A 13,330-nucleotide genomic window follows, 5' to 3' on the forward strand; every position below is an offset into this window, starting at 1 on the left:
GGATCGATTCTTTTCGAGCGCCGCGGCATTGTGGCCCCATTGGCCAACTCTCGTCCTTCCGTTCCACCGACATGTCCGCCAGCCTCGCCCGTCAGACCGCATCGCCGATGCGGTGTCCGCCATCCCGCCACCGGGTCTTCAGCGGGGACGCGGCGCCTCGAACGGCACGGGCGGATTGAACGCATGTCGCCGCAACTCCCAAGCCGTTTTCCGCGTGGTTTTCCGATCCGTTTGCCGCAATCCCGCAACGGACAGATCGCGCTCGCGCTCGCCGTCGTTTATCTCGTGTGGGGCTCGACCTATCTTGCCGTGCACGTTGCGCTCGGTTCGTTTCCGCCCTTGCTGCTCTCGGGAATGCGCAATCTGTTTGCCGGGATAGGGCTTTTCATCTTCGCGGCGCGGCGCAACCCGGTCTGGCCGAGCGCGGCTGAAATCCGCAATGCCGGCATGGTCGGCACGATGCTGGTCGGCTTGTCGAGCGGCATGCTGGCCTACGGCATGCGCACTGTCGGCACCGGCACCGCGGCCGTGATGGTCGCGACCGTGCCGCTGTTCGCGACGGTGATCGCGGCGGTGGCGGGGCGCAAGATCGGCAGAGGCGAGTGGTTCGCGGTCGGCCTCGGGCTGGTGGGCATTGCGATCCTGAGTCACGGCGACAGCGCGCCGGGATCGGCGGGCGGCAGCCTCGCGATCCTGTGCGGTGCGCTTTTCTGGGCAGGCGGCGCGCATCTGGCCGGGCGGTTGAAGCTGCCGTCGGACCTGTTTCTCTCGACGTCGTTGCAAATCGGCCTCGGCGGCGCGATGTCGACGATGGTCGCGCTGGTAACGGGCGAGCGGATGATGGAGGTGCATTTTCTGCCGCTGCTGGCCTTCGTCTACCTGATGCTGATCGGGACGATGACCGCCTACGTCGCGTACGGTTTTCTGATCCGGCATACAAGCCCGATCATCGCCAGTAGCTGCATGTACGTGAATCCGGTGGTAGCGGTGGCGCTTGGTGCGTTGCTGCTCGGAGAGCCGGTCACCCATTCGACGGTCATCGCGACGATCGTGATTCTGGCCAGCGTGGGTCTGTCTTTCTGGTTCGATTACCGGAAGAAACGTCTCGCTTGAGGTGGACGACGGTTGGCTGTTTGCTGCCCGCTGCTCGTTCCCGGCGTTTTGTGGCTTCGGCGCGCGGCGACCGTTTCCGCCTGCCGCTGCTTCGACGCGTGGCGGCGTCCTCCGCTCTCTGCTGTTTCATCGCGCGGCCGCCACGTCTGCTCCTCGCTAAGTCAGAGCGCCGCCGCGACCTCCGCACCCTCGCGAATCGCGCGTTTCGCATCCAGTTCGGTTGCCACCTTTGCGCCGCCGATCACGTGATAGCGCGGACCCTTCGCACTCTTCGGGTCTTTAACACCGTTCGCGCCGTTTGACCTGTCCGCGGTTCGTGCCGCCGTCTCCGGATACAGATTGCGCAAGGATTCCTGCCCCGCGCACACGACGATCGTGTCCACGTCGAGCCATTCTTCGGCACCTTGACGCGAAATCTTCAAACCGCGCTCGCTGATTTCCAGATACGACACGCCGCCGAGCATCTTCACCCCGTTTCTTGCCAGCGTCGCGCGATGGACCCAGCCCGAGGTTTTGCCGAGACCCATACCGAGCTTGCCCGCCTTGCGCTGCAGCAGCCAGATCTCGCGGACGGGCTGCGCCGGCACTGGCGCCTTCAACCCGCCGCGTTCCCGCACGGTGAGATCGACACCCCATTCGTCGAGCCATGTATCGCGCGGGATCGGCAGAGGATCGCCGCAACGATGCAGCAAATACTCGCTGACATCGAAGCCGATCCCGCCCGCACCGATCACCGCGACGCGGCGTCCTACCGGCGCACCCCGCAATACGTCCACGTAAGACAGCACGTTAGCCCCGTCGATGCCGGCAATCGCCGGGCTCCGCGGCACGATGCCGGTGGCGACGATCACATCGTCGTAGCCGCCTGCCGCGAGCAGCGCCGGATCGACGCGCGTATCGAGCCGCACGTCAACGCGATGCCGCTGAAGCTGGCTCTGAAAATAGCGGATCGTCTCGCTGAACTCTTCCTTGCCCGGCACGCGCATCGCCAGGTTGAACTGACCGCCGATGGTTGCGCTTGCATCGAATAACGTCACGCGATGCCCGCGCGACGCCGCAACGGTCGCCGCGGAAAGTCCCGCCGGACCCGCGCCGACGACCGCAACCGAACGCGCTGCCCGCGAGCCTGAGACCGGCTGGTAGATCAACTCGGTCTCGCGTCCCGCACGGGGATTCACGAGGCAAGTCGCGCGCTGGTTCTTGAACGTGTGGTCGAGGCACGCCTGGTTGCAGGCGATACAGGTGTTGATTTCGTTCGTGCGTCCTTCTGCGGTCTTCAGCACGAACTCGGGATCGGCGAGCAGCGGCCTTGCCATCGACACCAGATCACCTGCTCCCTGGGCGAGCAGTGCTTCGGCGAGCTCGGGCGTATTGATGCGATTCGACACGATCACCGGCACCTTGACCGCAGCTTTCAGCCGCGCGCTCAGTTCAGCGAAAGCAGCTCGCGGCACCGAGGTCACGATGGTCGGCACGCGTGCTTCGTGCCAGCCGATACCTGTATTGAACATCGTGACGCCCGCGGACTCGAGTGCCTGGGCGACCTGCACGGTCTCTTCCCAGGTGTTGCCGCCTTCGACCAGATCGATCAGCGAGAGCCGGTACACCACGATAAAGCGTTCGCCGCACGCCAGGCGCACGCGTTCGACAATCTCGCGTGCGAGCCGCATGCGGTTCTCGATGCTGCCGCCGTAGCGATCGGTGCGCCGGTTCGTGCGCGGGCAGAGGAACTGATTGAGCAGATAGCCTTCGCTGCCCATGATTTCGATGCCGTCGTATCCAGCGCGCTGGGCCAGGCGAGCGCAGCGTGCATAGTCGCGCACGGTCCGCGCGATGCCGGCTTCGGTAAGCGCGCGCGGTTTGAACTTCGAGATTGGCGACTTGAGCGCCGACGCCGACACGACGAACGGCTGGTATCCATAGCGGCCAGCATGCAGGATCTGCAGCGCGATCTTGCCGCCTTCGGCATGCACGGCCTCGGTCAGCAAGCGGTGATTGCGCAGATCGAACACAGAGTTCAGCGTGCCGCCGAAGGGCAGCAGCCAGCCTTGCCGGTTCGGCGAGATGCCGCCCGTGACGATCAGGCCGACGCCACCTTTTGCTCGCTCGCGAAAATACTCGGCCAGTTTTGGGTAATTCCAGAAACGGTCCTCCATGCCGGTGTGCATCGAACCCATTACCACGCGGTTGCGCAACCGGGTGAAGCCGAGGTCGAGTTCGGTGAGTAAGTGTTGGTAAGACATGCGGGGGACCGTGTGAGTGTGGGTTGTGCGCGAACAATACACTGCGGAACGGGCCAACTCGCCGAGGGAAAATTCTAATTCGGGGGAAGGGGGGGGCTTCGCGGGATGTTGTTTGGGGCTGGAGGTTCTGTTCTGGTTGTTCGGCTGTTCGTCTGTTTGCCTGTGGTGTTGGCCTTTCCTTGCTTTGTTAGTGGTCTATTAGTGTCGCCCCTGTGCGGGGCGGCACCTACTTTTCTTTGCCTGCCGCAAAGAAAAGTAGGCAAAAGAAAGCGGCTCAAACCGCTAGCTCATAAGCGGGTCCCCCGCGCAGCCACGGTAGTGGTGCATCTGGAATCTGTGTTCTCGCACATTCGGCCTGAGTGACAAAGGCGTCATTCTTCCGGCGGCGCTGCGCGCGCCGAAGCGTATTTTATAAAACCGATCGCTGCGCGCCGACGCGTATTTCATGGAACCATCTGTTTGTTTTCGCGCGCGCTTTATTTGACGCCGCGGCAACGCCAGCGTTTGCCACTGACCTCGATCGAAGTCCCGCGTTTCCGTTGCAGTTCCTCCGCCCCGAGGCGAAGCCGATGGGGCCCACCACCCACAATCGAAGCCCTCGGGTTTCCCATGCAGACCCGTCCGCGACGCACGCAGTGCGGAGTGGGAGCGAATGAGCCCTTAGTCACTAACGGTGAATGTGCGAGAGCACGGATTCCAGATGCACCACTACCGTGGCTGCGCGGGGGACCCGCTTATGAGCTGGCGGTGTGAGCCGCTTTCTTTTGCCTACTTTTCTTTGCGGCAGGCAAAGAAAAGTAGGTGCCGCCCCGCACAGGGGCAACGCTAATAGACCACTAAGAAAACAAGAAAAGGCCAACACCTTAGGAATACAGACAACCAACCGCAGCCGCAGGCAAAAAAAACCTCAACCTTTAACCCTGGCCGAAAGCCTCAAATGATTCCAAGCCGCCAGCCCGGCAAAAGCAACCCCAGCAACACTAACCCCCAACCACCCAAAGATCGGCCAAACCACAGCACCGACCCCAGACCCCACAGCACCACCAATAAAATAAGCCACCATATAAACCGTATTAACGCGACTCCGCGCCTCGGGCTTCAACGCATAAATCCGCGATTGATTGGAAATCTGCGCAGCCTGCACTCCAATATCGAGGATGATCACTCCAATCGCCAATCCAGCAATACTCTTCGCCGACAAGGCAAAAACCACAAACGAAACCGCCACCAGCACAATCGACACGGTGATGATCGCCTGCGGCCCACGCCGATCGGAAAACTTACCCGCGAACGGCGCAGCCATCGCCCCCGCCGCACCGACAATCCCAAACAGACCCGCTGCCTGCGGCCCAAGATGAAACGGCGCGCCCGCCAGCAACAACGCCAGCACCGACCAGAAAATGCTGAACGCCGCGAACATCGCCGCTCCGGTCAACGACGCTTCACGCAACGCGCGATGCTCGACCACCAGGTGCCACATCGAGACCAGCAGCTTGCCGTACGGCAACGTCGACGTCGGCTTGCTCTTCGGCAGGCGCATGATGATCACCACCGCCAGCACCAGCAGCGCGACAACCGAAGCGCCGAACACGGCACGCCAGCCGAAATACTCGGCGACAATGCCCGCCGCAGTCCGTGCCAGCAAAATCCCCAGCAACAATCCGCTCATTACCATGCCGACAGCGTGGCCACGCTCCGATGCGGGCGCAAGTTCGGCCGCGAACGGCACAGCCTGTTGCGCGATGGTGGCGAGCACACCAATCGCGAGGCTCGCGACAATCAACACCGACAGCGTCGGCGCCGTGGACGCCAGCACCAGCGCAACGCACATGCCCGCGATCTGCAACAGGATCAGGCGGCGTCGATCGAAGCGGTCGCCGAGCGGGGCCAGCAATAACATCCCGGCTGCGTAGCCGAGTTGTGTCACGGCCGGCACCGCGCCGACCCACGACGCGCTGTTCGGAAACGACTGCCGCAAATTGTCGAGCAGCGGCTGGTTGTAATAGATGTTTGCGACTGCCACACCGGCAATCGTCGCGAGCAAAAGCAGCAAGCCGCGCAACGACCGGTCGGCAGAAACGGAAGTAGAAGCTTCGGATGCGGACATGAGAGGAGACCATCGACGGACTGGCCCATGCGCAGTCCTCAAGCGTGCCGATCATACCGGAGCAGGAAAGATCGTGCTGACGGTCGCCCAGTTCTCGCCGGGCGATGGCACGACGTAAATGCGAATCGACAGCGAATACGCGGTGGCTCAGGTGTGGTCCGCGCCTGGCCCAGATGCAAAACAGCCGCCTACGAGCATGGCATGGCATGCGTTGGGCTGAGGCCCCTCGAACGCCTTGCAGCAAAAATGAGATGGTCGTTCGGTTTCCGTTCGTAGAATCGGCGCGCGCAATAAGACCCATCACGTGACCGAATTCATGAACACAACCTCGAAACCCGAACCCCGGCGAATCAGCGGCTGCCTGCTCATCATCCTGATCTGCCTCGCCGCCTGGGCACTTTCAACCGCAGTCGCCTTGCGCGATCCGCTCAAACTTATGCTCGAATGGGAGCTGCTGGCGGTATTCGCACGCCCTGAAACACACGGCTGGTATCGCACCGTAATAGCGATGGTCGGCTGCGACGTGGTCATCGGGGCGTTCATCGTTGCGGGCGCAGGCTGGCTTGCGCTGCTCGTGCGGCGCAAATCGGCGCGGTTTCCCGTACAGGTGCAGGCGTGGCTGTTAGCCATCGTCGTCATGCGAACGATTGCTTACCTGCTGGGCGATCACATGACTCACACCATTGGCATCGCTATCGCCATTCCGTTCGATGGCTTCGCGCAGGCTGTTGCTGCGGCCGCGCTCGGGATACCGTATTTCAGGCTGTCCCGGCGCGTACAGGAAACGTTCGTCGCCGCGTGAACCGGCGAGGCGGGACCGTCAATCGATCAACTCGCCTTCATCGTAAAACGGATACGGCCCATCGGCTTTTTCAACGTACGCATGATGCGTGACGATACCGGTCGCCGGGTCGTAGCGATGCAGCGCATACGCGGGCGGCTCCATCACGAAAGCGGAGGGTGCATCCTCGCGCAGATCGAGCCCGACCTGATGCGCGGGCGCCGGCACCGCGGACGCAATCGTGCCGCCAAAACGCACGAACATCGGCCGGTGCACATGGCCGCAGATCACCCGTTCCACGTTCGGATAACGTGCGATCAACGCGGCGAGCTTGTCGGCGGCTGCGGGGTCGAGACGCAATTCGTCCATGTGCCCGATGCCGCAGACGAACGGTGGATGGTGCAGCGCGACCACGGTCGGTTTGCCGCGTGCCGCATCGAGTTGCGTCGCGAGCCACGCGAGCCGTGCGTCGCAAAGATTGCCGGCGCTTTGACCCGGCACCATCGAATCGAGCGCGATCAACCGCAGCGGTCCTACATCGACCGCGTACTGCACGAACTCGCCGCCACTGTGCAATTCGGCGCGATCGGGAAACGCCGCCCGCAATGCCGTGCGCTCGTCGTGATTGCCCACCATCAGGAAGTAGGGGATAGCGAGCGGCGCGAGCAGGGTTTTGAGGTGCTCGTACTGTTCCGGATCGCCCTGATCGACAAGGTCGCCGGTCATGATCACAGCGTCGGGACGCGGCTCCAACGCATTGAGCGCGGCGACCGTACGCGCGAGATAGGGGCCGGTGTCGACGCGGCGATAAGCCAGCGCGCCGGGCCGTTTGATATGCAGGTCGCTAATTTGAGCCAGCAGCATGGAGATGTCCTGTTTATGGCGCGCTAAAAGCACAGCGCTGTCTTATTACGATAGCGCAATCAGCGCGTCCTGCGCGATCGAAATCCCGACCGGGGTGCCGCGCGCGAGTTCGACCCGGCCCGCGACGTCGATCAGCAAGGCATCCGGCGCAGCGCCGCCGATAGTGAGCCGCGTGCGCTCGCCGAGAAACGCCGTGCTTTCGATATGGCCGCGTAACTGGGCGTCGGTCGGGTCGGCGAGGTAGGCGTCTTCAGGGCGAAAGAAAAATTCGTCTGACGAGCTTGCGTGCGCGGGGCCTGCGGGCAGGGGTACGGCCCCGCCGGTTGTCGTCAGCAGGCCGTCGCGCCGCTCGCCCGCCAGCCGGTTGATCGTGCCGACAAATTGCGCGACCGTGCGATTTGCCGGACGGTAGTAGATGTCGCGCGGCGAACCGATCTGCTCGATGCGCCCGGCGCTCATCACGACAATGCGGTCGCCGAGTTCCATCGCTTCGGCCTGATCGTGCGTGACGTACACGGTCGTGATGCCCAACTCGCGCAGCAGCGTATTCATCTCGCTGCGCAAGGTGTCGCGCAAACGCGCGTCGAGCGCGGTGAGCGGTTCGTCGAGCAGCAGCACGCGGGGTTGCACGGCGAGTGCGCGCGCCAATGCAACACGCTGACGCTGGCCGCCCGAGAGCTGATCGATCGGTTTGTCGGCGTGGGCGGTGAGACGCATCATCGCGAGCAATTCGTCGACGCGCTGCCGTGCGGTTTCGGCCGGCACCCGTTTGATCTTCAGTCCGTAGCCGATGTTGCCTCGCACGGTCAGGTTCGGAAACAGCGCGTAGCTCTGGAACACCATGCCGACCTGGCGTTTTTCGATCGGCAGTGTGGTGACGTCTTCCTCGCCGAACGCGATGCGGCCACCGGCGTCCGGCGTTTCGAGACCCGCGATCATGCGCAGCGTGGTGGTCTTGCCGCAACCCGAGGGCCCAAGCAGGACCAGCGTCTCACCGGCGCCGATGTGCAGATCGAGCGGTTCGAGCACACGCGCGCCGCGAAACGTTTTCGCGCATTGCGTGAGCGTGATGGGGACGGAGTCGAGTTTCATGGCGTGGACGTCGGTATGGGCTTCGAACGGGAGGCAGCGATGCGCTTTTTCGCCGTGCTGCGCTGGCCGGTCGCATCGACGCCGAGCCATTGCATTGCGACGAGCAGCGGCATCGTTATGATGAAAAACAGAATCGTGTAGGCGCTGCCGATTTCGATGCGTAACGACGCATAGGTGTCGGCGAGACCGACCGGCAGCGTCTTGGTGTCGGGCGTGTGCAACATCCACGTCAGATTGAATTCGCCGATCGAGAGCGTCAGCACCGCCAGCGCGCCGGCGACGATCCCTGGCCGGGCATTCGGCAGCACGATCGTCATGAAGCGTTGAAAGAAGCTCGCGCCGAGGCTCGCCGCGCCTTCTTCGAGCGTGCGCAGATCGCTGCTCGCGCACACGGCAGCCACCGCGCGCACCATGAACGGCAGCGTGAACACCACGTGCCCGACGACGATAAACGCCACGCTCATGCGAAACATCGTGAAGCCGCCGTAGACCACCAGCAGCGCAAGCGCGGAAGCGAGACCGGGCAGCGCGATCGGCAGCACCAGAAACTCTTCGATGATGCGCGAGAGCCGCGTCTTGCTGCGCGCAAGCACGTAGCCGGCCGGCACGCCGGTGAGAAGCGTAATCACCAAGGTCGCCGCGGCCACTTCGAGCGAGAGAAACACCGAGCCGTGATACTGCGTCCACACTTCGCCAAGCCAGCGCAGTGTGAGTCCGCTCGATACGCCTTTGAAATAGTTGACGGTGAGTCCGGCCATGATCGACATCACGACTGGCACGATCAGGAACGCGCACAACAGCAGCGTAACGAACCACTGACCGGTTGCGAGCCAGGTGCGTGACGTGGGTAGCCTGAGCCGCCGCGCGCGTGGTTTCGCAGCCGTCTGAACGGAAGCACTGGTGGAATTCATCGAAGTCTTTTCATCGGTTTTGGACACACCGCTCACGCGCTCGCCGCGACAGCCGAGCCGCTCACGCTGCGAGCGAACGCCAGCACGGCCCACGTGACGATGCCGAGCACGATCGAGAGGCCCGCCGCCGTCACCATGTTCGCGTTCAGCGTGAACTCGGTGTAGATGGTCATCGGCAACACGTCGATGTCGGTGGCCAGTGTGAAGGCGGTGCCGAAGGCACCCATCGCGGTCGCGAAACAGATTGCGCCCGCCGCGATCAGACCCGGCGACAACGCGGGCAGCACGATGTCGCGCGTGATACGCCACGGCGATGCGCCAAGCGAACGCGCGGCTTCTTCGAGCGAGGCGTCGAGCTTGGTCGCCGACGCCATGACGGTGACGATCACGCGGGGAATCGAGAAGTACAGGTAGCCGAGAAAGAGGCCGCTCATCGAGTAAGCGAACACCCAGCGGTCGCCGGTGAGTTTCAACGACAACGCACCAATCAAACCCTGGCGCCCAGCCAGCATGATCACCATGAAGCCGACCACGACGCCTGGGAATGCCAACGGAAACGTCAGCAATGCGAGTAGCGTGCGCTTGAGCGGAAACTCACGACGCGCCAGCAACAAACCGGCGATCACCGAAAGTACCAACGTCGCCGCCGTGACCGCCGCGGACAACACGACGGTCGCGCCGAGGCTCGACATGTAGCGCGGATTCGTCAGCATCGCGCGATAGGTCGAAAACGCGTGGCCGTCGCCGCTGATTTGCGCGAGCGCGCCCATCGGCAGCAGCCAGAATGCGATGAAGACCGCCAGCGCCGGCGCGATCAAGGCGATGCGCCAGCGCAGCGGGAATGTGACGTCGTTCAATGCATCACCTGGAGATAACGCTCGCCGAAGCTCGACTGCTTCTCGGCCATCTTGCCGAAGTCGACCGGTTTTGCACGGGCATAATCGCTTGCAGGCAGGAATTTCGCGGCGGTTTCCGGACTCATTGCATTCGCGCGAACCGGACGCAGATAGGCGTCGGCCCACAATTTCTGGCCTTCGTCCGACAGCACGAAATCGAGCACCTTCTTGCCGTTCGCTTCATGTGGCGCGCCCTTCACGAGACTCATCACGTACGGCACCGAGATCGTGCCTTCCTTCGGAATCACGAATTCGACGTTGGCGTGATCCTTGTACTTCGCGCGGTAGGCATCGAAATCGTAGTCGAGCAGAATCGGGATCTCGCCGGACATCACGCGCGCATAGGCGGTCTGCTTCGGCACGATCGGCGCGTTGGCCTTCAGCTTGCGGAACCAGTCGAGGCCCGGCTCGAAGTTGTCGAGCGTGCCGCCGAGCGCCTGATTCACGGCGACCGCACCCGCATAACCGACAAACGCGCTGGACGGATCGAGGTAGCCGATCATGCCTTTGTACTCAGGCTTCAGAAGATCGGCCCACGAACGCGGGACCGGCTTGCCTTCGAGCGCGTCCTTGTTGACGAAAAAGCCCAGCGTGCCCGAGTGGATCGTGAACCAGTAGCCCTGCGGGTCCTTCAGGTTCGCCGGAATGTCGTCCCAGTGAGCGGGCTTGTACGGCTGGATGACGCCTTTGTCCTTTGCCTGGAACGCCGACGACACGCCGAGATACACCACATCCGCGACCGGGCTCTTCTGCTCGGCCATCAGTTGCGCAATCGACTGGCCAGAGTTCTTGTTGTCGAAGGGCACGCGGATGCCGGTCTTTTGCTGGATCGCCTTGATCTGGCTCGCCCAGTCGGCCCATTCGGGCGGGCAGTTGTAGCAGATCGCGGTTTCGTCGGCATGAGCCGCTTGCGGCGCGAAGGCCGCGAGCGCGGCGGTGACGATCATGCCGGCCGACAGTGCGGCGGCTGTCGTGCGGGAGAGGCGGCGCCAGAGCGGTTTGATCGATGAAGCAAAGCGTGTCGAAGAGCGGATCACTGCGGGTCTCCTGGAAGGGAAGAGAGCGGGTGGTTCGGGGTTCGGGGTTCGGCGTTCGGCGTGCAATGGCCTATGCAAACGGCCTATGCAGACGGCCTCCCGGCCTATGTCGAAGCATGCGTCGGCGAATTTTCGTTGCGGTTCGAAATCGCCGCGATGGTGGCGCCTTCGCGCAAACTGTGTGGCAACGTCAGCGTGAGCGATGTTTCACCGAGTGTTTCGTAGGTACCGGTTACGCGGGCCAGCAAGCGCTGCCAGGCGGCGCAGCCAATCTCGCGATTCGGTGCGCAGACGCTTGCGAGCGGCGGCGAGAGCAATTCGCCCATCGCGAGTCCGTCGAAGCCGAGAATCGACATGTCGTGCGGAATCTGCAGACGCGCGCGGCGCAGGCCGCGCATCACGACCATCGCGAGCAGATCGTTGCTGCAGAAGAGGGCGGTCGGGCGGTTCGGGCCGCTGGTCAGATGCGCGAGCACGGACGGCGACAGTTCGTCGGCGTTGAAATCGACCTCGAGCGCGGGCGCGGGGGTGAGGCCGGCCTGTTCCATCGCCTGCGCGTAGCCGAGATGCCGTTGACGGGCGCGGTCCGAGGCGGCCAGCGAGCCGGCGAGCATCAGGATGCGGCGATGGCCGTGTGCGATCAGCATGCGCACGCCATCGAACGCGGCGAGGCGGTTGTCGACCGAGACCGACGGTCGCCGCACAGTGTCGTTATGCATCAGCACGTAGAGCAGGCCGGCGCGGTCGAGCTCGTCGAGCAGCGGGTGCGTGTCGGCATCGGCGACGGTCAGGATCAGGCCTTCCACGCGATGTTCGCGCAGCGTTTCAATGGCGTGGCGTTCGCGGTCGGCGTCGTATTGCGTGGTCATCAGCATGAGGCGGTAGCCTTGCGCCGAGGCGAGTTCGTCGATGCCTTGCAGGCATTCGGCGAACACGGGGTTGGCTATCGTCGGCAGAATCACGCCGATGAGGCGCGTGCGCTCGCCGCGCAGCTGCCGGCCGAGCGGGCTGGGGCGGAAGTTGAGGGCGTCGATGGATTGACGCACCTTGTCGAGCGTGACGGGGTTCACGGTGTGCGGCGCGTTGATCGCGCGTGAGACCGTGGCGATGGAAAAGCCCGCGTGGGCGGCGACGTCTTTGATCGTTGGGATCATGGTTTCCGCTAGTGATGTAAACGTTTTCGTCAGCGGATTATCAGGAACGTTTGTGACTTGCGGATGACTCCAATTTTTGGCTTTGCCGGGAGGGGGTGGGGCTGGACTGCGGCTGGATTGCGCCGGTTTGGTGCGCTCGCCGGGCAGTGGTAGAATTCGCGTCCACGTGAGTTCTACCCCTGCCGGGGTGATGAAATTGGTAAACATAGCGGACTTAAAATCCGCCGCTTAACAGCTTGCCGGTTCAAGTCCGGTCCCCGGCACCAGGAAGTATTCCGCCCGATTCCAATAAAGTGCTGAAACCCGCGATAGCTAAAGACTTCGCGGGTTTTTTTGTGCCGACGTTTTCTGAGGTTATCGATGTGCAGCCGGAGGTAGTTGGTGGTATCTACCCCAAGCTCACGATTGATGTAAATTGGCTGTTCTTGAGCATGACTTTCAGCGGACAAACCCATGAAAAGCGGAAAATCGAAACTGACTCGTCGGGATGCCGACGGTCTTTTCCCCGACCTGCAGCAAAGCGGCGCCCATCTTGCAAGCCGGCCCGACAATCCGTTCGGTGAAGAAGTATCCAGAACAACCGAACGGCGTGATCGTGACGAAGCTTCGCTTTGGAAAGACAACCTCGTTACCCTGCCCAAGGCGATTGAGTTGCCGCCGGCCTATACGTCGGTGTCGCAGGTGCGCGAGGCGATGGAGCGGGCCTGGCGCATGAAATGGGTCCGGGAAAGCGGCAAAGAAGTCGTTGCGGAATTTCCGGAAGGCTGGGCGGCCATTCGGCCGGCAAGCGGCGCAGTGGAGTTGAGGGACGCGAGCGGCGTGGTCCGGGCTGTGTACGGCTGGGCGGGGGATGCTGAAGTGAGACTGCTGCCGCGATATCGGGTCGAATCGCAGGAGAACAGTTCAAGCGGTCTCGGCAGTCTGCTTGTCCGTGATCGCGAGAACGGACAGATTCTTGAGAGGTCTTCGACATGGTCTGCGCAAACCGGGACCAATCACCCTGATTGGACCCGGCTGTCCGCGTGGCTCGACAAGCAGTATCCGCTTCATCGGGATCCGCTGCGGCTCTGGACGGATTGCGAAGAAAATCTCGGTTGAAATCGGCTCGTCGAAGATCCGCGTCCCACTGCCT

The 13,330-nt window shown here is 62.9% G+C and carries 11 protein-coding genes and 1 tRNA gene; 4 read left to right on the top strand and 8 right to left on the bottom strand.

Features of this window, described 5'->3' with window-relative positions:
• Positions 1-183: 183 nt before the first annotated feature.
• Positions 184-1,113 (top strand): EamA family transporter, encoded by a 930-nt coding sequence (locus tag KHO23_RS05585; RefSeq protein ID WP_211610041.1) that lies wholly within the window; start codon positions 184-186, stop codon positions 1,111-1,113.
• A 161-nt stretch (positions 1,114-1,274) separates the two neighbouring features.
• Here KHO23_RS05585 and KHO23_RS05590 read toward each other — a convergent pair whose 3' ends face one another.
• The gene (locus KHO23_RS05590) at positions 1,275-3,356 is read right to left on the bottom strand and encodes an NADPH-dependent 2,4-dienoyl-CoA reductase (RefSeq protein WP_211610042.1); all 2,082 of its coding nucleotides are present in this window, start codon (positions 3,354-3,356) and stop codon (positions 1,275-1,277) included.
• Positions 3,357-4,263: 907 nt separating this feature from the next.
• Complete coding sequence (locus KHO23_RS05595; protein ID WP_211610043.1) at positions 4,264-5,463, bottom strand: MFS transporter; 1,200 nt, start codon at positions 5,461-5,463, stop codon at positions 4,264-4,266.
• A 316-nt stretch (positions 5,464-5,779) separates the two neighbouring features.
• Between KHO23_RS05595 and KHO23_RS05600 the strand changes: the two genes are divergently transcribed.
• The gene (locus KHO23_RS05600) at positions 5,780-6,265 is read left to right on the top strand and encodes a DUF2569 domain-containing protein (protein WP_211610044.1); all 486 of its coding nucleotides are present in this window, start codon (positions 5,780-5,782) and stop codon (positions 6,263-6,265) included.
• A gap of 18 nt (positions 6,266-6,283) precedes the next feature.
• Here the strand turns inward: KHO23_RS05600 and KHO23_RS05605 are convergent, their stop codons facing one another.
• From KHO23_RS05605 to KHO23_RS05630, 6 genes are all read right to left on the bottom strand, one after another.
• Positions 6,284-7,108: a phosphodiesterase gene (locus KHO23_RS05605; RefSeq protein WP_211610045.1), complete on the bottom strand. Its 825-nt coding sequence runs from the start codon at positions 7,106-7,108 to the stop codon at positions 6,284-6,286.
• A gap of 45 nt (positions 7,109-7,153) precedes the next feature.
• Positions 7,154-8,200, bottom strand: a complete 1,047-nt coding sequence (locus tag KHO23_RS05610; protein WP_211610046.1) for an ABC transporter ATP-binding protein — start codon at positions 8,198-8,200, stop codon at positions 7,154-7,156.
• Positions 8,197-9,111 (bottom strand): ABC transporter permease, encoded by a 915-nt coding sequence (locus KHO23_RS05615; RefSeq protein ID WP_211610047.1) that lies wholly within the window; start codon positions 9,109-9,111, stop codon positions 8,197-8,199. The genes KHO23_RS05610 and KHO23_RS05615 overlap by 4 nt, the downstream gene beginning before the upstream one ends.
• Before the next feature lie 32 nt (positions 9,112-9,143).
• Positions 9,144-9,968 (bottom strand): ABC transporter permease, encoded by an 825-nt coding sequence (locus KHO23_RS05620; protein ID WP_211610048.1) that lies wholly within the window; start codon positions 9,966-9,968, stop codon positions 9,144-9,146.
• A complete protein-coding gene (locus KHO23_RS05625; protein WP_211610049.1) occupies positions 9,965-11,044 on the bottom strand; it encodes an ABC transporter substrate-binding protein in 1,080 nt (359 codons plus the stop codon). Before KHO23_RS05625 ends, KHO23_RS05620 begins: the two co-directional genes overlap by 4 nt.
• A gap of 104 nt (positions 11,045-11,148) precedes the next feature.
• Positions 11,149-12,198, bottom strand: a complete 1,050-nt coding sequence (locus KHO23_RS05630; RefSeq protein WP_211610050.1) for a LacI family DNA-binding transcriptional regulator — start codon at positions 12,196-12,198, stop codon at positions 11,149-11,151.
• A gap of 181 nt (positions 12,199-12,379) precedes the next feature.
• On the opposite strand from KHO23_RS05630, the gene KHO23_RS05635 reads away from it, so the two are divergent.
• Together KHO23_RS05635 and KHO23_RS05640 are read left to right on the top strand one after the other, a co-directional pair.
• Positions 12,380-12,464, top strand: a tRNA-Leu gene (locus KHO23_RS05635).
• Between the two features lie 187 nt (positions 12,465-12,651).
• Positions 12,652-13,296, top strand: a complete 645-nt coding sequence (locus KHO23_RS05640; RefSeq protein WP_211610051.1) for a hypothetical protein — start codon at positions 12,652-12,654, stop codon at positions 13,294-13,296.
• The last annotated feature ends 34 nt before the right edge of the window (positions 13,297-13,330 follow it).

The sequence above is a fragment of the Paraburkholderia haematera genome, assembly GCF_905220975.1.
Classification (GTDB): domain Bacteria; phylum Pseudomonadota; class Gammaproteobacteria; order Burkholderiales; family Burkholderiaceae; genus Paraburkholderia; species Paraburkholderia haematera.